General features: G+C 72.8%; 17 protein-coding genes. 12 read left to right on the top strand and 5 right to left on the bottom strand.

All coding sequences use genetic code 11. The annotated features are described in order from the left end of the window. The first annotated feature begins 109 nt into the window (after window positions 1-109). Window positions 110-2,251, top strand: coding sequence for an RNA polymerase recycling motor ATPase HelR (gene helR / locus K4G22_RS26605; RefSeq protein ID WP_425336756.1), 2,142 nt, complete (start codon window positions 110-112; stop codon window positions 2,249-2,251). Window positions 2,252-2,267: 16 nt separating this feature from the next. On the opposite strand, the gene K4G22_RS26600 is transcribed toward helR, so the two are convergent. After that, a complete protein-coding gene (locus K4G22_RS26600; RefSeq protein ID WP_228082986.1) occupies window positions 2,268-3,083 on the bottom strand; it encodes a GNAT family N-acetyltransferase in 816 nt (271 codons plus the stop codon). Window positions 3,084-3,362: 279 nt separating this feature from the next. On the opposite strand from K4G22_RS26600, the gene K4G22_RS26595 reads away from it, so the two are divergent. From K4G22_RS26595 to meaB, 8 genes are all read left to right on the top strand, one after another. Next, window positions 3,363-4,595 (top strand): PQQ-dependent sugar dehydrogenase, encoded by a 1,233-nt coding sequence (locus tag K4G22_RS26595; protein ID WP_228082985.1) that lies wholly within the window; start codon window positions 3,363-3,365, stop codon window positions 4,593-4,595. A 414-nt stretch (window positions 4,596-5,009) separates the two neighbouring features. Beyond that, window positions 5,010-6,458 (top strand): prenyltransferase/squalene oxidase repeat-containing protein, encoded by a 1,449-nt coding sequence (locus K4G22_RS26590; protein ID WP_228082984.1) that lies wholly within the window; start codon window positions 5,010-5,012, stop codon window positions 6,456-6,458. A 178-nt stretch (window positions 6,459-6,636) separates the two neighbouring features. Next, window positions 6,637-7,140, top strand: a complete 504-nt coding sequence (locus K4G22_RS26585) for a DUF4430 domain-containing protein (RefSeq protein WP_228082983.1) — start codon at window positions 6,637-6,639, stop codon at window positions 7,138-7,140. Between the two features lie 186 nt (window positions 7,141-7,326). Beyond that, window positions 7,327-8,349 (top strand): non-homologous end-joining DNA ligase, encoded by a 1,023-nt coding sequence (gene ligD, locus K4G22_RS26580; RefSeq protein ID WP_228082982.1) that lies wholly within the window; start codon window positions 7,327-7,329, stop codon window positions 8,347-8,349. Between the two features lie 32 nt (window positions 8,350-8,381). Further along, on the top strand, window positions 8,382-9,020 hold the full coding sequence (locus K4G22_RS26575; RefSeq protein WP_228082981.1) for a nucleoside/nucleotide kinase family protein: 639 nt from the start codon (window positions 8,382-8,384) through the stop codon (window positions 9,018-9,020). Window positions 9,021-9,196: 176 nt separating this feature from the next. Continuing rightward, window positions 9,197-11,062, top strand: coding sequence for a methylmalonyl-CoA mutase family protein (locus K4G22_RS26570; RefSeq protein ID WP_228084239.1), 1,866 nt, complete (start codon window positions 9,197-9,199; stop codon window positions 11,060-11,062). Then, on the top strand, window positions 11,059-13,251 hold the full coding sequence (gene scpA, locus K4G22_RS26565) for a methylmalonyl-CoA mutase (protein WP_228082980.1): 2,193 nt from the start codon (window positions 11,059-11,061) through the stop codon (window positions 13,249-13,251). The genes K4G22_RS26570 and scpA overlap by 4 nt, the downstream gene beginning before the upstream one ends. Beyond that, window positions 13,248-14,249 (top strand): methylmalonyl Co-A mutase-associated GTPase MeaB, encoded by a 1,002-nt coding sequence (gene meaB, locus K4G22_RS26560; protein ID WP_228082979.1) that lies wholly within the window; start codon window positions 13,248-13,250, stop codon window positions 14,247-14,249. The genes scpA and meaB overlap by 4 nt, the downstream gene beginning before the upstream one ends. A 16-nt stretch (window positions 14,250-14,265) precedes the next feature. On the opposite strand, the gene K4G22_RS26555 is transcribed toward meaB, so the two are convergent. Then, complete coding sequence (locus K4G22_RS26555) at window positions 14,266-16,359, bottom strand: glycoside hydrolase family 31 protein (RefSeq protein WP_228082978.1); 2,094 nt, start codon at window positions 16,357-16,359, stop codon at window positions 14,266-14,268. A 123-nt stretch (window positions 16,360-16,482) separates the two neighbouring features. Here K4G22_RS26555 and K4G22_RS26550 point away from each other — a divergent pair, with 123 nt between their 5' ends. Together K4G22_RS26550 and K4G22_RS26545 are read left to right on the top strand one after the other, a co-directional pair. Then, a complete protein-coding gene (locus K4G22_RS26550) occupies window positions 16,483-17,808 on the top strand; it encodes a hemolysin family protein (RefSeq protein ID WP_228082977.1) in 1,326 nt (441 codons plus the stop codon). Next, a complete protein-coding gene (locus tag K4G22_RS26545) occupies window positions 17,805-18,830 on the top strand; it encodes a hemolysin family protein (protein WP_228082976.1) in 1,026 nt (341 codons plus the stop codon). The genes K4G22_RS26550 and K4G22_RS26545 overlap by 4 nt, the downstream gene beginning before the upstream one ends. Window positions 18,831-18,837: 7 nt before the next feature. Here the strand turns inward: K4G22_RS26545 and K4G22_RS26540 are convergent, their stop codons facing one another. Beyond that, window positions 18,838-18,999 carry a hypothetical protein gene (locus K4G22_RS26540; protein WP_228082975.1) on the bottom strand — a complete coding sequence of 54 codons (162 nt, stop codon included), beginning with the start codon at window positions 18,997-18,999 and terminating at the stop codon, window positions 18,838-18,840. Between the two features lie 182 nt (window positions 19,000-19,181). Between K4G22_RS26540 and K4G22_RS26535 the strand changes: the two genes are divergently transcribed. Continuing rightward, complete coding sequence (locus K4G22_RS26535; RefSeq protein ID WP_228082974.1) at window positions 19,182-20,015, top strand: SDR family oxidoreductase; 834 nt, start codon at window positions 19,182-19,184, stop codon at window positions 20,013-20,015. A gap of 25 nt (window positions 20,016-20,040) precedes the next feature. Here the strand turns inward: K4G22_RS26535 and ctaD are convergent, their stop codons facing one another. Next, a complete protein-coding gene (gene ctaD, locus K4G22_RS26530) occupies window positions 20,041-21,735 on the bottom strand; it encodes an aa3-type cytochrome oxidase subunit I (RefSeq protein ID WP_425336755.1) in 1,695 nt (564 codons plus the stop codon). 130 nt (window positions 21,736-21,865) lie between these two features. Beyond that, window positions 21,866-22,249, bottom strand: a complete 384-nt coding sequence (locus K4G22_RS26525; RefSeq protein WP_228082972.1) for a DUF2267 domain-containing protein — start codon at window positions 22,247-22,249, stop codon at window positions 21,866-21,868. Window positions 22,250-22,470: the final 221 nt, after the last annotated feature.

Genomic DNA, 22,470 nt, shown 5'->3' with positions numbered 1-22,470 from the left:
CACCTCTTGCCACTCTTAACCTATAGCGCACCGGGGGGCTTGCCGCAAGGCCCCCCTCGTGCCGCAGAATTCCCTGGCTGAGACCAGATCTTGCGGAAATGAGAGATTTTTGTTGACCACCAGTGCGTTCGACCTGCCCGAGCGCCTCGCCGCCAAGGCCGATCCGGCGCTGATCGCCGATGACGAGCGGCACTTCGCGGCCATCGCTGAGAGCCTGGAGCAGTCGATCGCCGAACTGTCCGAGAGCCTGGACGCCGAGCGCAGGGCGCCCGGCGGGCTGGGCCGGCAGGCGATGGAGCGGGACGCGGAGATCCACCGGCTGACCGCGCGGCTGCGCGCCCTGCGGCGCTTCGGTCTCGACCTGTGCCTGGGGCGCGTCGTCGGCGCCGACAGCGCCGAGCCGCTGTATATCGGCCGCCTCGGTCTCACCGACAGCGACGGGCGCCGGCTGCTGCTGGACTGGCGCTCCCCCGCCGCCGAGCCGTTCTTCGCCGCCACCCACGCCACCCCGATGGGGCTGGCGAGCCGCCGCAGGTACCGCTGGTCGCGGGGCCGGATCAGCGACTACTGGGACGAGGTGTTCACCGCCGACGGCCTGGACGGCCATGCCGCGCTCGACGACCAGTCCGCGTTCATCGCCAGCCTGGGCGGCGACAGGTCGGACCGGATGCGCGATGTGCTGGCCACCATCCAGTCCGACCAGGACGCCATCATCCGGGCCGGATCGCGCGGCGCGCTGGTCGTGGACGGCGGCCCAGGAACGGGGAAGACGGTCGTCGCCCTGCACCGTTCCGCCTATCTGCTCTACTCCGACCCGCGCCTCGGGCACCGCAGGGGCGGCGTGTTGTTCGTCGGCCCGCACCAGCCCTATCTGTCGTATGTGGCCGATGTGCTGCCCAGCCTGGGCGAGGAGGGCGTGCGCACCTGCACCCTGCGGGACCTGGTCGCCGAGGGGGCCGGCGCGACGGTCGAGGCGGATCCCGAGGTGGCCCGCCTGAAGTCGTCCGTCGAGATGGTGCGGGCCATCGAGACGGCCGTCAGGTTCTACGAGGAGCCGCCCACCGAGGGCACCACGATCACCACCGACTGGGGCGACATCCGGCTGACCGCCGACGACTGGGCCGAGGCGTTCGACGCGGCGGAGCCCGGCACACCGCACAACGACGCCAGGGAGCAGATCTGGGCCGAGTTGGTCGACATGCTGCACGGCAAGTGCGTCAAGGACGTTCCGCATGAGCTGTTTCTGAACGCCATGCGCCGCCACAAGGAGCTGCTGCGGGCCCTCTACCGGGCCTGGCCGCTGCTTGAGGCCGCCGATCTGGTCGGCGACCTGTGGTCGGTGCCGGCCTATCTGCGGATGTGCGCGCCCTGGCTCGGCCCGGACGACGTCCGGCGGCTGCGCCGCGCGGACGCCCAGGCGTGGACGGTGTCGGATCTGCCGCTGCTGGACGTGGCCCGTCAGCGGCTCGGCGACCCGGGGGCGTCGCAGCGCAAACGCCGGCACGACGCGGCGCTCGCCGCCGAACGCGCCCGGATGGCCGATGTGATCGACAACGTGCTCGACGCCGATCCCGACGGCGAGGGCGCGGTGACCATGCTGCGCGGCCAGGACCTGCGGGACACCCTGGTCGACGAGAACGTGCTGCCCAGCGCCGCCCCCGAGCCGCTCGTCGGACCGTTCGCGCACGTGGTCGTGGACGAGGCCCAGGAGTTGACCGACGCCGAGTGGCAGATGCTGCTGACGCGCTGCCCGTCGCGGAGCTTCACCATCGTCGGGGACCGGGCCCAGGCCAGGCACGGGTTCGCCGAGTCCTGGACGGAGCGGCTCGCCAGGGTCGGGCTCGACCGGGCGCGGGTGGCGTCCCTGACCGTCAACTACCGCACGCCGGAAGAGGTCATGGCCGAGGCCGAGTCGGTCATCCGGGCCGCGCTCCCGGACGCCAACGTGCCGACGTCCATCCGGGGCAACGGCGTCCCGGTGACCTATGGCGCGGTCGCGGAGCTGCGCCCGACCGTCGAAGGGTGGCTCGCCGAGCACACCCACGGGATCGCCTGCGTCATCGGCGATCCGACCTTCCGGGAGAGGCCCCGCGTCCGGTCGCTGACGCCCCAGCTGGCGAAGGGCCTTGAGTTCGACCTGGTGGTCCTCGTCGACCCCGAGTCGTTCGGCACCGGGATCGAGGGAGCGGTCGACCGCTATGTCGCGATGACCCGGGCGACCCGGCAGCTGGTCGTCCTCACGGGCTCCTGACGGCCGGGCCGCGCGTTCACGCGGGCGAGGCGGCCGAGTGGGTATGGATGTAGGGGGTGGTGGCGGTGAGCGCGGTGAAGCCGAGGCGTTCGAGGACGGGCCGGCTCTGGTCGGAGGCGTCCACCTGGAGATAGTGGTAGCCGGCCTCGGCGGCCAGCGCGGCGCGGTGCGCGACCAGCGCGCGGTAGACGCCCTTCCCGCGCCACTCGGGGAGGGTGCCGCCGCCCCAGAGGCTGGCGAAGCCGGTGCCGGGGGTCAGCTCCAACCTGGCGGCGCAGACCGGGCGTTCGCCGGCCAGCACCAGCAGCACCCGGACCCGCTCGGGATCGCGGGCCAGCTGCGCCAGCAGCCGGCGGCGCAGCGGCTCCTGGTCGCCGCCGAAGACCGCGCCGTGCACCTCGATCACCGCCCGCACGCCGTCGGCGTCGGTGACCCGGCGGACCGTGGTGCCGGCGGGCCAGACGGGCCGCCGGTCCAGCGCGGCGATCTCGGCGACCATCAGGGTCTCCGGCTCCTGGGCCTCGAAGCCGGCGGCGGTCAGCCGCTCGCCGAGGTCGGCCGGCCGGTCGTGGGCGTAGAGCTTCCACTCGAAGGAGCGGCCCAACGCGCCGAAGTAGGCGAGCTGTTCGGCGATCGCCGCGTCGGCGTCGGCGGCCGACGCGAGATCCGACCAGAGCACCACGCCCCCGCCGCTGTCCCCGTTCACCTGGCGGACCACCCGCCCGGCGCGCTCCACCCGGGCGCCCGGCTCGTCCGGCGCGGCCTCGCGCCGCATCCGCAGGTCGTAGCGGGCGAGGAGTCCGTCGTCGTCTCCGGCAGGTGTGGCGCTCATGGCACCATCCGAGCAGGTCGACGCCTCATGCGGCAACCGACTTCCCCACTCCCGCGCGCCGGGCCCCCAACTCCCGTCGCAGTCAAGGGAGATGGTCCCGGAACCCGGCTCGCCACACGTTCCTCGGGACGCCCCCTGGTGCGACCGCTGCCGTGCGGGTAGCGTCCAGACGGCCGCCCGGTGCCTCGTCGTCCCCCACGTTCTCGGGCGCACCCGGCGACGGCGTTGCCCGACGTGCCCTAGGAAGCCCCAAGGAAGCCCCACATTCCTGGAGTCACCATGCCACGACGCGCATCGTCCACCCCCTCCCGTCACCCCGTCCGACGGCTGCTGATCGGCGCCTCCCTGGCCGCCGTCGTGCCGCTCGGCACCCTCGCCTGGACCGCGGGCGCGGCCGAGGAGACCGCGCCCGACCCGCTGGCCGTCCCGCTGGAGAGCCTGACGCTCGCCACCGAGCAGATCGGGCAGGGCCTGGAGCGGCCCACCGCGATCGCCGGTCCCGACGACGGGACCAACCGCCTGTTCATCACCGAGAAGCCCGGCGTGATCCGGGTCTATGAGCCCGAAAGCGGCCTGGCCGAGGAGCCGTTGGTGGATCTCACCGACGTGGTGAACGGCTCGGGCAACGAGCGCGGCCTGCTGGGCATCGAGGTGGCGCCCGACTTCGCCGAGAGCCAGGAGCTGTATCTGGCGTACACCGCGCTGCCCGACGGCGATGTGACGCTGGCCCGCTACGGCCTCTCGGACGACTCGCTTGAGGTGCTGCTCAGCCAGGAGCACCCCGAGACCAACCACAACGGCGGCCAGTTGGCCTTCGGCACCGACGGCTATCTCTACTGGGGCCTCGGCGACGGCGGCGGCGCCGGCGACCCGGACGGCAACGGGCAGCGCCTGGACACCCTGTTGGGCACCATCCTGCGGCTGGACGTCAGCCAGTCCTGTGGCGAACTCGCCTACTGCGTACCGGAGGACAACCCGTTCGTCGGCGACCCCGAGGCCCGCGACGAGATCTGGGCCTGGGGACTGCGCAACCCGTGGCGGTTCTCCTTCGACCACGCGGACGGCTCGCTGTGGATAGGCGATGTCGGGCAGGGCGCGTGGGAGGAGGTCAACCACCTGGCGGCCGACGGCGGTGGCGCCAACTTCGGCTGGGCCTGCCGGGAGGGCCTGGACGAGTTCGATCCCGGCCAGTGCGGGGACGGCGCCGAGTTCACCGACCCGATCTTCACCTACGCCACCTCGGCCGAGGGCTGCGCCGTGATCGGCGGCCATGTCTACCGGGGCGCGGAGTTCGCCGACCTCGCCGAGGGCACCTATGTGGCCACGGACTACTGCTCCTCCACCGGCTGGGGGCTGCGCACCGACGGGTCCGGCGGCTATAAGGACGCCGTGATCGGGGAGTTCCCCACCCAGGTGACGGCGTTCGGCGAGGACGGTGACGGCGAGCTGTACGTGGTCAACGACCTGCCCGGGCAGCTGCACAAGGTGACCTTCGCCGAGGCCGCCGAGTAACCGGCCTGTCAGCGACGGGACTTCGGGCCCGGCACCGCCCCCGTCGGCGGCGCCGGGCCCCTCGCCATCCCGAGCCGCCGCCCGAGGGTGGCTGGTCAAATCGGCGCGCTCTCTTTACTCTTGGAGGGATTCCGCTCCGGCGGATGGACAACTCAGACGCGTATGGTCCGGGGGAAGTCCGGTGGAATTCCGGCACTGACCTGCAACCGTGAGCGGCGCCCGCCCGGCGCCGCGAGTCGGATCGCCCGGCCTGCGACGTGGTATCCGCTTCTCTCTGTCATGGTTCACAGCGTGGAGCCCACAGCCCCAGGGCTGGCCGGCCCCCGCCGCTCGCGTCCCGCGTGCGCCGGGGTTTTTCGTGCCCTGAGGACTGCCGGGGCCATGTCTCGGCCGTGGGAAAGGTCAGGCCCCGCGATGAACGACTCCCTCGTCGCGCCCATAACCGTCCGTCCCAGACCCTGGCGACGGGTGACGGCCCTGGCCACCGGCGCCCTGCTCGCCGGCACCCTGCTGGCCCCGACCGCCGCGCGCGGCGACGCGCCGCCCGAGCTGGCCTCCCCGGCCGAGGCCGCCGTCACCTGGTCGCTCGCCCAACTCACCGACGGCGCCCACGCGTCCGAGGACCACGGCCTGACCGCCGACCTGGTGATGGCGTTCGCCTCCACCGGCACCGCCGGCGAAGCGGCCGACCGCGCCACCGACTGGCTGGAGCAGAACGCCACCAGCTATGTGCGGCGCGGCGGCGCCGAGGCGGTCAACGCCGGCGGCACCGCGAAGCTGGCCCTGGTCGCCGCCATCCAGCACCGCGACCCCGGCGACTTCGGCGGACACGACCTGACCGGGCTGCTGTTGGAGCGGATCAACGCGGACGGGCGGTTCACGGACGCGGGCCCGGCCGGGGACATGTCCAACCAGTTCACCCAGTCCCTCGGTGTGCTCGCGCTGCGCCGCACCGGTGAACTCCCCGATCTCGCCGTCGACTTCCTGGCCTCCACCCGCTGCGCCGACGGCGGCTACCCGCTCTCCCTGCGGCGCCAGCCCGACCGGTGCACCTCGGACACCGACAGCACCGGCATGGCCGTCCAGGCGCTGCTGGACGCGGGCCGCACCGCCGACGCCGAGCCCGCGCTCGACTGGCTGGAGGGCCAGCAGCAGGAGACCGGCGGCTTCGGCTACAACGCCACCAGCCCGCCCAACTCCAACTCGACGGCACTCGCCGTCCAGGCGCTGATCGCCGGTGGCCGCGCCGACGCCGCCGAGGCGGGCGACGCCTGGCTGCGCTCCCTCCAGGCCGGCTGCGCCGCGAACGCCGAGGACCGGGGCGGCGTGGGCTACATGGAGCCGGTGATCAACGGCATGGCGCTGCGCGCCACCGCCCAGGTGATCCCGGCGCTGGCCGGGCAGCCGCTGGGCGAGATCGACGGCTCGGGCGCCGCGCCCGACCCGGCCGTGATCGACTGCTCCCCCGACGACGGCTCCGGCGGCACCAGCCAGGGCTCCGACCAGGGCGGAGCCGACGGCGGCGCGGACGCCGGCGGCTCGACCGACGGCGGCGCGGACGGCGGCGCCTCGGGCGACACCGGCTCGACGGACTCCGGCGGCGCCGCGACCGGCGACGCCGGCGCGGGCGGCACCGACGGCAGCGGCGGCGGCGGCGGCGGCGACCCCAACGACCCCGCGCCCCGGTCGAGCGGTGGCTCCTCCGACGGTCCGACCGCCGGCGGCTCGGGCGGCGGCCCCGGCGGCAACCTGGCAGACACCGGCAGCGATGTGCTGCCGCTGATCGGCTGGGCCGCCGCGCTGCTCGCCGCCGGCGGCGGTATCTGGGCCCTGGCCAACTCCCGCCGCCGCCCCGTCGCCTGACCGGCCGCCACACCGTCCCCACCCGACCAAGCACCCGACCAGGCACCCGACCGACCGCCGGGCCTCCCGAGGCCCGCGCGGCCGGCCGGTCGTGCCCCCCTGCCCTCGTGCCCCCAGAACCGCACCACCGCACCACCTGAAGTGACAGCAACTCCCACCGCTCACCGAGGAGATCGCCATGTCCAGCACCACGATGACCACTCTGCGCAGACGAGCCGTCACCGCCACCGCCGCGCTCGGCCTCGCCCTGCTGGCCACCATCCCCAGCGCCCAGGCCGACGGCGGGGTCGAGGCGGCGGCCCCGGTCACCGTCGACTTCACCGTGACCGGCCCGAACGGGGTGATCTTCGACGACGAGATCACCACCGACGGCCACACCGTCAACCCGCCGAGCGGCGGCGCACACCCCTGTGACGGCACCAACAACGGGGCGAACCCGACCCCGGGCGCCACCCCGACCGCCGCCCTGGACGACGCCGCCGCGCTGGGCGGCTTCGACTGGGACGGCGTCTGGTACGCCTCCTTCGACGACTATCTGGTGACCACGATCGACGGACACACCCAGACCGCCGACGACTTCTGGCTGATCGAGGTCAACGGGGTGGCCACCCCGGTCGGCGGCTGCCAGTTCCAGATCGCCGCCGGCGACCAGGTCGACTTCACCTGGACGCCCATCGACTGACCCGGCACGGACACACGGTGCGCGCCCCCGAGGCCCGTTGGCCTCAGGGGCGCCGCCCTGCCGACGGGTGCGCTCAGGACCGGCCCCCCGCACCACCGGCGGGCGCCGGCGTCCGCCCGGGGCACCTGGCCCGGCGCGCCCCTGCGGGTCCCCGTCCCGGCGGGGCGCGCCGCGTGTACTGGGCGGGTGCGACGAAACCAGACGGGGGACGCGGGGGACGGGGCGGGCCGGGTGCCCGACGCGGTGGCGCCGATGCTGGCGGTGGACGGGCCACCGCCCAGCGGGGCCTGGGGCTACGAGTGGAAGTGGGACGGCTACCGCTGCTGCCTGCGGGCGGCGCCCGATGGCACCGTGCGGCTGACCAGCAGGAACGGGAACGACCTCACCCCGACCTACCCGGAGGTCGGCCGGCTCGCCCCCGAGCTGCTGGCCGGGCGTTCGGCGGTGCTGGACGGCGAGATCGTGGTTCTCGGCGCGGACGGCGGGCCCGACTTCGGCCGGTTGCAGCGGCGGCACCAGCGCCGGCATCCGTCCGCCGCGCTGCTGGCCGAGATCCCGGTGACCTTCTTCGCCTTCGACCTGCTGCTGTTGGCCGGGGAGCGGCTGCTGGCCGAGCCCTACCGGCGTCGGCGCGCCCTGCTGGAGGGGTTGCCCCCTGACCCGTCAGGGCGGGTGGCGGTCCCGCCCTACTACGCGGGCCCGGCGGCGGACCCGGCCCAGCTGCTGGGGATCGCCGAGCGGCACGGCCTCGAAGGGCTGATGGCCAAGCGTCTGGACTCGCCCTACCAACCGGGCGGGCGCTCCCCGCGCTGGGTGAAGACGCCGCTGGTGAAGACGTTGGAGGTGGTGGTCGGCGGCTGGCAGCCCGGGGGCGGCCGGCGCGCGGGGACGGTGGGTTCCCTGCTGGTGGGCGCGCATGACGACGCGGGCCGGCTGCGCTATATCGGCCATGTGGGGAGCGGGTTCAGCGAGGCGGTGCTGGCGGATCTGCGCACCCGGCTCGGCGGGCTGGCCAGGGATCGGCCGCCGTTCGACGAGCCGGTGCCGAGGGAGCGGGCGCGGCTGGCGCGGTGGGTGGCGCCGAGCCTGGTGGGCGAGGTGGCGTTCCGGGCCTGGACGAGGGAGGGGCGGCTACGGCAGCCCTCCTGGCGTGGACTGCGCCAGGATCGCGCGCCGGGCGAGGCCCGGCTGCCACCCACGCGCCGCTGACGGCGAACCGCCGTTAACCTACGCTGAGAGGCATGGACTCCACCTCGTTGGCCGACGACGCCAGGGCGCTGTTGCCCCCCGTCGGCCGTGCCGTGCTGGGCCTGGCGGGCCCGCCAGGCGCGGGGAAGTCCACGCTGGCCAGATCGCTGGTGCGGGCGCTCGGCGGCGCCGCCGCCTATGTGCCGCTGGACGGTTTCCATCTCTCCAACGCCCAGCTCGACCGGTTGGGGCTGCGGTCCCGGAAGGGGTCGGAGCCCAGTTTCGACGCTTTGGGCTATGCCGCGTTGCTGGCCCGGCTGGTGGCGGCGGTGGGCCGGGAGGTGGTGTATGTGCCGGATTTCGACCGCGCGTTGGACGAGCCGGTGGCGGCGCGCCATGTGGTGTCGCCGACGGCCGGGCTGATCGTCACCGAGGGGAACTACCTCGCCCTGGACGCGCCGGGGTGGCGGTCGGCCAGGGCCCATATCGACGAGCTGTGGTACGTGGAGACGCCGGCAGCGGTGTGTGACGCGCGGCTGGTCGCCCGGCACCGCCGGCACGGCAGGGACGCGGCGGCGGCCCGCGCCTGGGTGGACGACAACGACCGGCTCAACGCCGAGCTGGTGGCCGCGTCCAGGGGTCGCTGCGACCGGGTGGTGTCCCCCGCGTCCGTGGATCGGGCACCCCCTTAGAGGCGTCCGGGGCGGTACCCCGGGGGAATGGCCCCCACCCCCCTGCCTTACCCCAGACTTTGTCCGAAGGGCCGCTGTGGAGTTCCCTGAAGCGTTCTTCTGGACTTTCCTTGAGAGGTTCCCCCTCGGACGTTCCCCCGTGGACGATCCCCTAGCGGAAGCGCGTGGTCATGGAGTTGACAGCCCAGCCCGACGACGGCCTATCCCTGGCCGGTGAGTTTCCCGTCGGCGACCGGCAGCAGTGGCGGTCGCTCGCGGTCGGCGTGCTGAAGAAGTCGGGCATCGGAGATCTCACCGGTGAGGAGGCCGAGCAGCGGCTGGCGACCAGGCTGGAGGACTCGCTGGTCGCCCTGCCCCTGTACACGGCGGAGAACGACGCGGCGCCGGCCGGCTTTCCCGGCTTCGCGCCGTTCGCGCGGGGCGGGCGGGCCGAGGGCAACGCGCTGGCCGGCTGGGATGTGCGCCAGTACCACGCCGAATCGCGTCCGGCGGTGTTGAACGAGGCGCTGCTGACCGATCTGGAGCTGGGCGTCAGCTCGCTGTGGATCGCGGTCGGCGGCGCCGCGCTGCCCATCGCCGAGCTGCCGACCGCGCTGGACGGCGTGTTGCTCGATCTGGCCCCCGTGGTGCTGGACGCCGGCGAGGACTTCGCCGCCGCCGGGGACGCGCTGTTGGCGCTGTTCGCCGAGCGCGGGGTGGCGCCGGAGAAGGCGCTGGGACGGCTGGGCGCCGACCCGCTGGGGGTGCGGGCCGCCACCGGGCGGGCCGTCGAGCTGGCGCCGGCCGTCGCGCTGGCGGTGCGCGCCGCCCGGAAGTTCCCCGGGGTGCGGGCGCTGGTGGTGGACGGGCTGCCGTACCACGAGGCGGGTGGCTCGCCGGCGCAGGAGCTCGGCTGCGCGCTGGCCACCGGCGTCGCCTATCTGCGGCAGCTGACCGCGGTGGGTCTCACGGTCGACGAGGCGCTGGGGCAGTTGGAGTTCCGGTTCGCGACGGACGCCGACCAGTTCCTCTCGATCGCGAAGTTCCGCGCCGCGCGGCGGCTCTGGGCCCGGGTGGCGCAGGCCAGCGGCGCCTCGCGGGGCGCGGGCGCGCAGGCGCAGCACGCGGTGACGTCCCGGGTGATGATGACCAGACGGGATCCGTGGGTGAACATGCTGCGGACGACGGTCGCCAGCATGGCGGCCGGGGTCGGCGGTGCGGACGCGGTGACGGTGCTGCCGTTCGACGAGCCGCTCGGCGCGCCCGACGGCTTCGCCCGCCGGATCGCCCGCAACACCTCGACGATCCTGCTGGAGGAGTCGCATCTGGGCCGGGTGATCGATCCGGCGGGTGGCTCCTGGTATGTGGAGCGGCTGACGGAGGATCTCAGCGAGGCGGCGTGGGCCTGGTTCCAGGAGATCGAGTCGAGCGGCGGTCAGGCCGCCGCTTTGGGCTCGGGTCTGGTGGCCGATCGGCTGGCCGCCGGCTGGGAGCGGCGTTCGAAGGCGCTGGCGACCCGGCGTGAACCGGTCACCGGGGTCAGCGAGTTCCCCAACCTGGCCGAGGAGCCGGTGGTGCGGGAGCCGGCGCCGCCCAGGCCGGGCGGCGGGCTGCCCCGGGTGCGCAGGGACGAGGCGTACGAGGCGCTGCGGGCCCGGTCGGACGCGCGTCTGGCGGAGACCGGGGAGCGTCCCAAGGTCTTCCTGGCCACGCTGGGCCCGGTCGCGGCGCACACCGCGCGGGCCACGTTCGCCGCCAACCTGTTCCAGGCCGGCGGCATCGAGCCGGTGCGGCCCGCCGCCTCGGTCGACGGGGCCACGGCGGGCGAGGCGTTCCGCGCCAGCGGGGCGGCGGTCGCCTGTGTCTGCGGCACGGACGCCCTCTACGAGGAGCGGGCCGCTGAGGTCGCGCTGGCGCTGCGGGAGGCGGGCGCCGCGCGGGTGTATCTCGCCGGGCGGCTGCCCGAGACGCCGGAAGGCGTCGACGAGTTCGTCTATCTGAAGTGCGACGCGGTGTCCGTGCTGACCACGGCGCTGGACGTGACGGGAGTTGCCGGACGATGAGTGTGATCCCCGATTTCAGCACGGTCGAGCTGGGCGCGGAGCCCGACGACCCGGGCTCGTTGGAGCGTTGGCGCTCGGCCGTGAAGGAGCGGACCGGGCACAGCACCGAGGAGTTGCTCTGGCACACGCCGGAGGGCATCGACGTGAAGCCGCTGTACACGGCGGACGATCTGGAGGGCGTGGACTTCCTCCGGACCTATCCGGGGGTGGCGCCGTTCCTGCGGGGCCCCTATCCGACGATGTATGTGAACCAGCCGTGGACGATCCGTCAGTACGCCGGGTTCTCCACCGCCGAGGAGTCCAACGCGTTCTACCGCCGCAACCTGGCCGCGGGGCAGAAGGGGCTCTCGGTCGCCTTCGACCTGCCGACGCACCGGGGCTACGACAGCGACCACCCCCGAGTCACCGGCGATGTGGGCATGGCGGGGGTGGCGATCGACTCCATCCTGGACATGCGGCAGCTGTTCGACGGCATCCCGCTGGACCGGATGAGCGTCTCGATGACCATGAACGGCGCGGTGCTGCCCGTGCTGGCGCTGTACATCGTGGCGGCCGAGGAGCAGGGGGTGCCGCCGGAGAAGCTGGCGGGGACCATCCAGAACGACATCCTCAAGGAGTTCATGGTCCGCAACACCTACATCTATCCGCCGAGCCCCTCGATGCGGATCATCTCCGACATCTTCGCGTACACCTCGCAGCGGATGCCGCGCTACAACTCCATCTCCATCTCCGGCTACCACATCCAGGAGGCCGGTGCCACGGCCGACCTGGAGCTGGCCTACACGCTGGCCGACGGCGTCGAGTACATTCGCGCCGGGCGCGCGGTGGGGTTGGACGTGGACGCGTTCGCGCCCCGTCTCTCGTTCTTCTGGGGCATCGGGATGAACTTCTTCATGGAGGTGGCGAAGCTCCGCGCGGCGCGCCTGCTCTGGGCGAAGCTGGTCGGGCAGTTCGATCCGAAGAACCCGAAGTCCCTCTCGCTGCGCACCCATTCGCAGACCTCCGGCTGGTCGCTGACGGCGCAGGACGTGTTCAACAACGTGACCCGCACCTGTGTGGAGGCCATGGCCGCCACCCAGGGCCACACCCAGTCGCTGCACACCAACGCGCTGGACGAGGCGCTGGCGCTGCCCACCGACTTCTCGGCGAGGATCGCGCGGAACACCCAGATCCTGCTCCAGCAGGAGTCCGGCACCACCCGGGTCATCGACCCGTGGGGCGGCAGCTCGTATGTGGAGCGGCTGACCCACGATCTCGCGGTCCGCTCCTGGCACCACATCCAGGAGATCGAGGCGGCCGGCGGCATGGCCAAGGCGATCGACGCCGGCATCCCCAAGCTGCGGGTGGAGGAGGCGGCGGCGCGCACCCAGGCGCGGATCGACTCGGGCCGGCAGCCGGTGATCGGCATCAACAAGTACCGGGTCTCGGCCGAGGAGCAGATCGATGTGCTCAAGGTCGACAACACCTCGGTGCGCGCGCAGCAGTTGGAGAAGCTGCGCCGGCTGCGCGAGACCAGGGACGGCGTGGCCTGCGGCGAGGCGCTTGAGGTGCTGACCCGGGTGGCGGAGAGCCCGGAGCGGGGCAACCTGCTGGAGGCGGCGGTGAACGCGGCCCGCGCGCAGGCGACGGTGGGCGAGATCTCCGACGCGTTGGAGAAGGTCTTCGGGCGGCATGCCGGAAACATCCGTACCATCACGGGGGTGTACCGCCAGGAAGCAGGCTCCTCGTCGACGATCGAGCGGGCCAGGGCCCAGGTCGTCGCCTTCGAGGAGGCCGAGGGGCGCCGCCCCCGGATCCTCATCGCCAAGATGGGCCAGGACGGCCACGACCGGGGCCAGAAGGTGATCGCCACCGCGTTCGCCGACCTCGGCTTCGACGTGGACGTCGGCCCGCTGTTCCAGACGCCGGAGGAGGTCGCGCGGCAGGCGGTGGAGGCCGACGTGCATGTCGTCGGCGTCTCCTCGCTGGCCGCCGGTCACCTCATCCTGGTGCCGGCGCTGCGCGAGGAGTTGGCGAAGGCGGGCCGGGAGGACATCACCATCGTGGTGGGCGGCGTGATCCCGCCGGGGGACATCCCCGCGCTCCACGAGGCGGGCGCCGCCGCCGTGTTCCCGCCCGGCACGGTCATCCCCGAGTGCGCCATCGATCTGCTGGATCAGCTCGCGACCAACCTGGGGCACGATCGGTGACGGCTCCCGACCTCGCCACGTACACCGAGGGGGTGCTGGCCGGCACCCGCTCCTGGGTGGCGCGTGCCATCACCCTCATCGAGTCCCGCAAGCCCGCCCACCGGGTGCTCGCGCAGCAGTTGCTGCTGGAGTTGCTGCCGCACGCGGGCAAGGCGCACCGGATCGGGGTCAGCGGGGTGCCCGGCGTCGGGAAGTCCACCTTCATCGACGCCTTCGGCACCCTGCTCACCAGTGAGGGGCACCGGGTCGCCGTGCTGGCCGTCGACCCGTCGTCGACGCGCACCGGCGGCTCCATCCTGGGCGACAAGACCCGGATGGAGCGGCTCGCCGTCGATCCCCACGCGTTCGTCCGTCCCTCGCCGAGCGCGGGCACGCTGGGCGGGGTGGCCAAGGCCACCCAGGAGGCCATCGTCGTGATGGAGGCGGCGGGGCATGACGTCGTGCTGGTGGAGACGGTGGGCGTCGGCCAGTCGGAGACGGCGGTCGCCGACATGGTCGACACCTTCCTGCTGTTGACGCTCGCCAGAACAGGGGACCAGCTCCAGGGCATCAAGAAGGGCGTGTTGGAGCTGGCGGACGTGCTCGCCGTCAACAAGGCGGACGGTCCGCACGAGCGGGACGCTCGGGGCGCGGCGCGGGAGTTGCGCGGCGCGCTCCGGATGATGCAGCCGGTGGACGCGATCTGGACGCCGCCGGTGCTCTCCTGTAGCGCGCGCGAGGAGACCGGGCTCGACAAGATCTGGGAGCGCGTCAGGCAGCATCGGGACACCCTGGAGACGCACGGCCGGCTGGCGGCGAAGCGGGACGACCAGCGGGTGCGGTGGACGTGGAACATGGTCAGGGACCAGCTGCTCGGCGAGCTGCACCAGCACCCCGCGGTGCGCGAGCTGTCCCCGACGCTCGAACGGCGGGTGCGGGACGGGACGTTGACGCCGACGCTGGCCGCCGACGAGATCCTGTCGGCCTTCCGCGGCCAACCGGACAAGCCAGGGGACTGACGGCGACCAACGGCGACTAACGGCGGCTGTCGGGGCGTTCGGCGGCGTCCCCGACCGTCTCCTCGACGGCGTCCTCGTCGTCGAGGACGGCCCGCACGCCCCGTTCCGCGCGGACGAAGGCGGGGAACTCGTCGGCCGCGCAGCGCACTTCGTGCCATCCTGGACCGCTCAGCGGCGGGCAGCCGACCAGCGGGATCCAGTCGCCTTCCGGCACCCAGAGCAGCCGTCGGCCGCCTGGTTCCAGCACGGGGGCGACCAGCACATCGGGGCCCAGCAGATACTGCGCGTCGGCGCCGCGCGCCTCGGGGACGCCGGGGTAGGCGAGCGGCATGGGGCGCATCAGCGGCAGGTTGTCGGCCGCGCCGCGCTCGGAGGAGGAGGCGACATAGCGGCGCAGCCGCCGCCTGAGCCGACAGGCGGCGATCGCCGCGCCGCGCGCCGGCTCGGGGTAGGCGGTGGGCTCGCGCCGGCCGAGCCCGTGGAAGCGCATCAGCGGGGAGAACGCGGCCCACTGGGCCCAGCGCCCGTACAGTTCCGGGTCCACATCGCTGCGCACGGCGTCCGGCGTCATGGTGGCGCGCAGCTCCTTGGCTCTGCGCAGGGACGCGGGTGTCCAGAAGCCGCCCGCGTCATGGGTGACCACTGAACATCCGCTGAGCGACATGGACAGCACCGCGCGCAGCGTGGACACGAGCCCCGTCCAGGTGGACGGCAGATCGCCGGCCCAGTGCGCCGGATCGCGCTGTGAACCGGCCGTGCCGGAACGGGAGATGGCGACGAAGTCGCCCGCCCTGGCCCGGCGTCCCGCCTCGTGCACGGTGTCCTGGTAGATCAGCCCATAGGTGTTGTGCCAGTCGGTGCCCCGGTGTCCGTCGGCGAAGACCGCGTCGTCGGGGATCTCCTCACCGAAGTCGGAGAGCACGGCCGCGTTGTGTTCGGTGCGCAGGGTCGTCGCCAGTCGTTCGCACCACCATTCGCGCGCCTCCGGTCGGGTGAAGTCCAGCGCGCAGGTGCGGGGGTCGTCGGCGATGGCGGCCGGCCGGCCTTCGCCGTCCTGGACCAGATAGCCGCGTGCGGCCAGCTCGTCGCCCAGCGGGCTGTCCCGTTTGATGTAGGGGTTGATCCACAGGCTCAGCCGCACCCCGCGTTCGGCGAGGCGGTGGGCCCAGCCCTCGGGGAAGCGGGCGCGGTCGGCCTCGGTGTACCAGGCCGCGTCGGCGAGGACGGACTCGTCGAGCCATTCGTCGACATGGATCACGTCGACCGGGCAGCCGGCCCTGAGCAGTTCGTCGACGGTCTCCACGACCTCGTCGGCGGTGAAGTAGGAGGAGCGGCTCATCCACACGCCGAAGGCCCAGTCGGGCAGCGTGCGGGGACGCCCTGTCAGCGCCAGATAGCGGGCGAGGATGGTGGGGGCGTCCCCGTTGATCAGGAACAGGTCCAGGTCCTCGCCGTCGATCCGGATACAGCCGGCCTCCGAGTGGGTGGCCCCGACGTCGGCGTCCACCTGGGCGCCGGTGTGCGCGAAGAGGCCCCAGCCGGCGTCGGACCAGAGCAGCGGGATGTTGAGGTAGGCGGAGTCACGGCCGCCGTCCCGGTTCTGTTCGGTGTTGCGCATCCGGCGGAGCCGTCCGCGCAGGTCGATGCCCTGATAGCTCTCGCCGCCGCCGTAGACGGCCGCGCCGGGCGCCAGATGGACGGTCTCCAGCCAGCCGGCGGGCCGCCCGTTCGCGGCCGGCCGGTAGCCGGCGCGGTAGGGCACGGTGTCGGCGTCCGGGGTGGCGAAGCGTCGGAAGGCGCCGAACCGCAGGCCCTGCACGATATCGGGGCCGCCCTCCTCGCCGCCGGTGTCCCAGATGGCGCGCACCTCGGGCCCGGTGATCTCCACGCCGTCCGCCGTGCGGGTGAGGGTGGCCGGCCGGTCGTCCAACGGGACCAGCACGGGCGTCCCGTCGTCGGCCGCCCCGTCGGCCGTGCGGATCCGCAGCACGCCGGGCACGGGGACGCTACAGCGCATCCGCACCACCCGGCCCGAGCCCAGCGTGACCAGCAGTTCGCGCCCGTCGGCCGAGGGCCGGGCCGCCACATAGGGGTCGATCTCCTGCTCCATCGCGGCAGCTCCCTTTCGTCCCCGCCGGCCGTGCGTTGTGGCGCCGCGCCGAGTACCCGGGCGCTACCGGGGCAAACGCGGTACATCCGACGAACCGGCGGGGGACGAGGGGAGGATGGGCGCGTGACGGAAGTCCTGCTGTTGTTTGTGGCGCTGGGTCTGACGCTGACCTGCGCGGTGTTCGTGGCGGCCGAGTTCTCGTTGACCACGGTGGAACGCGGCCAGCTGGAGCGGGCGGCCCGCGAGGGCCAGCCGGGCGCGGCCAGCGCGGTGCGCGCCGTGCGCGAGCTGACGTTCCAGCTGTCCGGGGCGCAGCTCGGCATCACGGTGACCTCGGTGGTGATCGGCATGCTCGCCGAGCCGTCGGTCTCGGCGCTGCTGCGCGGCCCGCTGGACGCGACGGGCCTGCCGTCCGGGGCCTCGTCGACGCTGGCCCTGGTGCTGGGCGTGGGTCTCTCCACGGTGGTGCTGATGGTGGTGGGCGAGCTGGTGCCGAAGAACTGGGCGATCTCCCGCCCGGTGCCGGTGGCCCGCGCGATCGCCACCCCGCACCGGCTGTTCACCAACGTGTTCGGCCCGTTCATCCGGCATCTCAACGGGATGGCGAACCGGCTGGTGCGCGGCTTCGGCATCGAGCCGACGGAGGAGCTGGCGTCGGCTCGGTCCCCGCAGGAGCTGGTGGCGCTGGCGCGGCACTCGGCGGCCGAGGGGGTGCTGCCGCGCGACTCGGCCGAGCTGTTCGTGCGGACCCTGCACCTGGCGGAGCTGACCACGCAGAACGTGATGACGCCCCGGGTCGATGTGCGGGCCCTGCCGGCGACGGCGACCGGCTCGGACGCGGCTGAGCTGACCAGGGAGACGGGCCTGTCCCGGTTCCCCGTCTACGAGCGGACCCTGGACGAGGTGGTGGGGATGGTGCACATCAAGGACGTGCTGGCGCTCGAAGGGCCGGCGAGGGCCGAGACCTCCGTGCTCGACCTGCTGACCGAGCCGGTGCTGGTGCCGGACAGCCTCCCCGTCGACCGGCTGCTGGAGCGGCTGCGAGGCACCCGTTCGCTGGGCGTGGTCGTCGACGAGTACGGCGGCACCGCTGGCGTGGTCACCCTGGAGGACATCGTCGAGGAGGTCGTCGGCGAGGTGCGGGACGAGCACGATCCGCAGCAGACCCCCGATCTGGCGCCGATAGGGCCTGGGCACTGGGAGGCGGGCGGCAGCGCCCGGGTCGACCAGCTGGCCGCGATCGGGCTCCAGGTGCCGGAGGGGCCCTATGAGACGGTCGCCGGGCTGCTGGCGACGGAGCTGGCCCGCATCCCGGCGACGGGCGACACGGTGGAGGTCGCCGGCTGGCGGCTGACCGTGCTGCGGACGGCCCGGCACCGCGCGGAGCGGGTGGGGATCACCGCGCCCCCACCCGAAGCGGACGCCCAGGGCCGGGAGGGGGCGCGATGATCGCGGTCCAACTGACGCTCGGCGCGCTGTCCATCCTGGCCAACGCGTTCTTCGTCGGCGCCGAGTTCGCGCTGATCTCGGTCCGCAGGGACCAGATCGAGCCACGCGCCGAACGGGGCGAGCGGGGCGCGGCCACGGTGCTGTGGGCGCTGCGGCATCTGTCGGCGATGATGGCCACGGCCCAGCTGGGCATCACGGTGACCTCGCTGGTGCTGGGCGCGGTGGCCGAGCCGGCGATGGCGCATCTGCTGGAACCGGCGTTCGACGCGGCCGGGGTGCCCGCCTCGCTGGTGCACCCGATCTCCTTCGCGCTGGCGCTCTCGGTGGCGACCTATGTGCACATGCTCTTCGGCGAGATGGTGCCGAAGAACATCGCGCTGGCCGCGCCGGAGCGGACGGCGCTGCTGCTGGGCCCCTCGCTGGTGGCGCTGACCCAGGCGCTGCGCCCGGTGATCTTCGGCATCAACGCGTTCGCCAACGTGCTGCTGCGGCTGCTGCGCGTCGAGCCGAGGGACGAGGTGGCGGCGGTCTTCACCGAGATGGAGCTGGCGGAGATGGTGGCCGACTCCAACGCGGCGGGGCTGCTGGCCGCCGAGGAGAGCGAACGCCTGCGGGACGCCTTGGAGTTGGGCAGCCGCACGGTGACCGAGATCATGGTGCCGGCCAGCCGGATGGTCACGGTGGGGCATCTGGTCACCCCACGTCAACTGGAGCACGCTTCGGCGACCTCGGGCTTCTCCCGGCTGCCGGTGACCGGGCCCGGGCGGACCGTGCTGGGCTTCCTCCATGTGAAGGACGCGCTGGCCACGACCGCCCGCGACCGCCCGTTCCCCCGCCGGCTGCTGCATCCGGTGGTCCAGGTCCGTCTCGACACCAGGCTGGACGACGTGTTGACCGCGATGCGCGCCGCGGAGACCCATCTGGCCTCGGTGGTCAACGAGCGCGGCACCCTGCTGGGCTTCGTGACGATGGAGGACGTGCTGGCCGAGCTGGTGGGCCCGGCGACCTCCGAGGGCGATTAGGCCCCCGTCACTCGTCGTCGCGGTCGTCCATCCGCTCGCCCTCGGCCTGCGAGGGGGTCTGCCGGGGGTGGTCGTGGCCGCTGCGCGCCCGCTCGTCGTCGGACTCGACGTCCGGGGGCAGTTCCTCGTCCCGCTCCCCCTCGGCCTGCGAGGGCAGCTGATCGCTCATGGAGCGCGAGTATCCGTCCAGGGGTGGTGTAAACCAGCGGTCCCCGGGGGGCGCGGGACACCGGACGCGCGCCGTTCGTTGACCCCGCGCGCCGTGCTGACGGCGGCTGCGCGAGGGTAGGGCTCGATGCGCGCCGCGCCACGCGGACGCAAGAGCGAGCGAACGAGCACGGAGTGTGACTCATGACGGAACGGAACTCCCCGGAAACGACCTCGGGGGAAGCGACGGCCGCGCCGGTGGCCGTCGTCACGGGTGCCAACTCGGGGATCGGCCGCGCCACGGCGATCGCTCTCGCGCGGCAGGGCGTGGATGTGGGCATCGCCTGGTTCGGCGACGCGGAGGCCGCCGAGACCACGGCCCGCGCGGTCACCGCTGCCGGGCGCCGCGCGGAGACGGCGGAGGTGGATCTCGCCCGGCTGCCCGAGGCCGCCGATGTGGTGGACGTGTTGGCGGAACGGTTCGGCCGCCTCGACATCCTGGTCAACAACGCCGGCACAGGGAGCAACGTCGACTTTCTGGACGTGGAACTCCCGGAGATGTACCGGGTGCTGAACGTCAACATGATCGGCCCGATGCTGCTCGCACAGCGCGCGGCACGCTGGATGATCCGCCAGGGCGGCGGCGGCAGCATCGTCAATGTGACCAGCGTGCACGAGCACCAGCCCCGGGTGCGCACCGCGCCCTACTGCGCGGCCAAGGGCGGGCTCGGGCTGCTCACCCAGGTGATGGCCCTGGAGCTGGCCCAGCACGGCATCCGGGTCAACGCGGTGGCGCCCGGCGAGATCGCGACGCCGATGAACGGCTATGTGGATGTCGACGTGCACACCCTGGAGCGTCCCGGCATCCCGCTGCGGCGCCCGGGCGACCCGAGCGAGGTCGGCGAGGTGATCGCGTTTCTGGCGAGCGAGCGGGCCAGCTATGTCACGGGGGCGTCCTGGCCCGTTGACGGCGGGATGCTGACGATGGGCCCCACCGGCTCGTCGGCGCTGGAGACCGACCACTGGCGTCACCCCTGAGCGGGCCCCGGGCCCTGCCCCCGGCTCAGCCGGCGGTGTCGAGAGCGTCCCGGCGCGTGTGCCGCCGCTGGTCGTCCCTGGCCACCTCGGGGTGGTGCAGGTCGAAGGCCGGTGACTCCGAGCGGACGCGGGGCAGCGTGGTGAAGTTGTGGCGCGGCGGCGGGCAGGAGGTGGCCCACTCCAGGGAGCGCCCGTACCCCCAGGGGTCGTCGCACCCGACCACGGGAGCGGTGCGCGTGGTGTGCCACACGTTGTAGAGGAACGGCAGCGTGGAGAGGCCCAGCAGAAAGGCCCCGATGCTGGAGATCATGTTGAGCCCCGTGAAGCCGTCAGCGGCGAGATAGTCGGCGTAACGGCGCGGCATGCCCTCGGCGCCGAGCCAGTGCTGGACCAGGAAGGTCGTGTGAAAACCGACGAAGAGCGTCCAGAAGTGAATTCTCCCGAGCCGTTCGTCGAGCAGACGCCCGGTCATCTTCGGCCACCAGAAGTGGAATCCGGCGAACATCGCGAAGACCACGGTGCCAAAGACCACGTAATGGAAGTGGCCCACCACGAAGTAGCTGTCCGTCACCTGGAAGTCGAGCGGTGGCGACGCCAGGAGCACACCGGTCAACCCGCCGAAGAGGAACGTCACCAGAAATCCCACGCACCAGAGCATGGGCGTCTCGAAGGAGAGCGAGCCCTTCATCATGGTGCCGATCCAGTTGAAGAACTTGACGCCGGTCGGTACCGCGATGAGAAAGGACAGCAGCGAGAAGAAAGGCAGCAGCACGGCGCCGGTCGCGAACATGTGGTGGGCCCACACCACAGCCGAGAGCCCGGTGATCGTCACCGTCGCCGCGACCAGCCCCAGATAGCCGAAGATCGGTTTACGGCTGAAGACCGGGATGATCTCCGAGACGATGCCGAAGAACGGCAACGCGATGATGTAGACCTCCGGGTGGCCGAAGAACCAGAAGAGGTGCTGCCACAGCAGCGCTCCCCCGTTGGCCGCGTCGAACACGTGGGAGCCGAGGATCCGGTCGGACGCCAGGGCGAACAGCGTCGCGGCCAGGACCGGGAAGGCCAGCAGCACCAGCACGCTGGTCAGCAGCACGTTCCAGGTGAAGATCGGCATCCGGAACATCGTCATCCCGGGCGCGCGGAGGCAGATGATCGTCGTGATGAAGTTGACCGCGCCCATGATGGTGCCGAAGCCGGAGAGCGACAGGCCCATCACCCAGAGGTCGGGGCCCACGCCCGGCGAGTAGACGGCGCTGTTCAGCGGAGCGTAGGCGAACCAGCCGAAGGCCGCCGGGCCCTCGGGGGTGAGCAGCGAGCCGACCACCATCAGTCCGCCGAACAGGAACAGCCAGTACGCCAGCGCGTTCATCCGGGGGAAGGCCACATCGGCGGCGCCGATCTGGAGCGGCACGACGACATTGCCGAAGCCGATGAAGAGCGGCGTCGCGAAGAGCAGCATCATCACGGTGCCGTGCAGGGTGAACGCCTGGTTGTACTGCTCGGCGCTGAGCAACTGGAGGCCGGGCCTGGCCAGTTCGGCGCGCATCAGCAGCGCGAGCACGCCGGCCAGTAGGAAGAAGAGGAACGAGGTGGCCAGATAGAGCTGCCCGATCCGCTTGTGGTCGGTGGTGGTCAGCCACTCAACCGGGGAGGGCCTGGCGGGTCGGCGCGGCCCGTCCCTGGGCGGCCCGGGCCGTGGTGGTGCCAACGTCGCCATGGTGTCCTCTCGCCCGGCTCGCGGCACCCGTTGTACTGCGGCCCGGCCATGGCGGGGCGCTTTGGGCCGTCCGTGGGCGGGGCGCCACCCGGCCCGTGCCGCCCGGCCCGTGCGGCGCGGCTCGTTCGGCTCAGCTCAGTTCGCCGTGGCCGAACAGCTCCGCGTAGCCGGACGGCAGTTGGCTGATCAGCTTGTTCATCTCGCCCCCGGTGATCTGGTCGGCGAGCACGGAGAGCACGATCCGGGTGTGGTCCCCGGCGCTGTCCTCGTCCTCCTCGGCGTGCTCGGCGACCCGGCTGATGAACTCCTCGACGCCCCAGGTCCGCGCCGGCCCCTCGGACCTGTCGACGATGTCGGCGAGCGGCGTGGGCAGCTGGTCGGCCAGATGTTCGGCTGAGGTGTCGGGCAGCCGTTCACCGAGGGTGCCGATAACCGCCTCGACAATGCGCTCGGCCTCGTCCGCGGCGTATTCTCCCCGTTCCCTGACGGTGGACATAAAGGTTCCATAGGTCATGATGGCGTTCCTTTCCAATGGGCCATCGGGGGCGATTCTCTGCTGTTCGCCCCCTTGGCAGGCGGGTAACCGGACGCGGCCGGGATAACCCTCTCGCCATCCCCGCCGAAGGGCTTTCGGGGCGCTCGTCCCGCTCAAGATGTGGGGGGCGGCTTTCGCGTGCAGACTGAGGGACAGCGGTCTCTTCCCGTGGCGAGTTCAGCGCGGAATCGCACGCCCAC

This window comes from Streptomyces profundus (genome assembly GCF_020740535.1).
Classification (GTDB): domain Bacteria; phylum Actinomycetota; class Actinomycetes; order Streptomycetales; family Streptomycetaceae; genus Streptomyces; species Streptomyces profundus.
This window is presented reverse-complemented; position numbering and strand designations above follow the sequence as displayed.

Excerpts from the sequence above, each read along its gene's own strand:
- K4G22_RS26585 (WP_228082983.1), top strand. The coding sequence starts at position 6,637 with ATGTCCAGCACCACGATGACCACTCTGCGCAGACGAGCCGTCACCGCC.
- K4G22_RS26575 (WP_228082981.1), top strand. The coding sequence starts at position 8,382 with ATGGACTCCACCTCGTTGGCCGACGACGCCAGGGCGCTGTTGCCCCCC.
- K4G22_RS26525 (WP_228082972.1), bottom strand. The coding sequence starts at position 22,249 with ATGACCTATGGAACCTTTATGTCCACCGTCAGGGAACGGGGAGAATAC.
- K4G22_RS26590 (WP_228082984.1), top strand. The coding sequence starts at position 5,010 with ATGAACGACTCCCTCGTCGCGCCCATAACCGTCCGTCCCAGACCCTGG.
- K4G22_RS26540 (WP_228082975.1), bottom strand. The coding sequence starts at position 18,999 with ATGAGCGATCAGCTGCCCTCGCAGGCCGAGGGGGAGCGGGACGAGGAA.
- ctaD (WP_425336755.1), bottom strand. The coding sequence starts at position 21,735 with ATGGCGACGTTGGCACCACCACGGCCCGGGCCGCCCAGGGACGGGCCG.
- K4G22_RS26545 (WP_228082976.1), top strand. The coding sequence starts at position 17,805 with ATGATCGCGGTCCAACTGACGCTCGGCGCGCTGTCCATCCTGGCCAAC.
- K4G22_RS26555 (WP_228082978.1), bottom strand. The coding sequence starts at position 16,359 with ATGGAGCAGGAGATCGACCCCTATGTGGCGGCCCGGCCCTCGGCCGAC.
- K4G22_RS26600 (WP_228082986.1), bottom strand. The coding sequence starts at position 3,083 with ATGAGCGCCACACCTGCCGGAGACGACGACGGACTCCTCGCCCGCTAC.
- K4G22_RS26535 (WP_228082974.1), top strand. The coding sequence starts at position 19,182 with ATGACGGAACGGAACTCCCCGGAAACGACCTCGGGGGAAGCGACGGCC.
- scpA (WP_228082980.1), top strand. The coding sequence starts at position 11,059 with ATGAGTGTGATCCCCGATTTCAGCACGGTCGAGCTGGGCGCGGAGCCC.
- K4G22_RS26595 (WP_228082985.1), top strand. The coding sequence starts at position 3,363 with ATGCCACGACGCGCATCGTCCACCCCCTCCCGTCACCCCGTCCGACGG.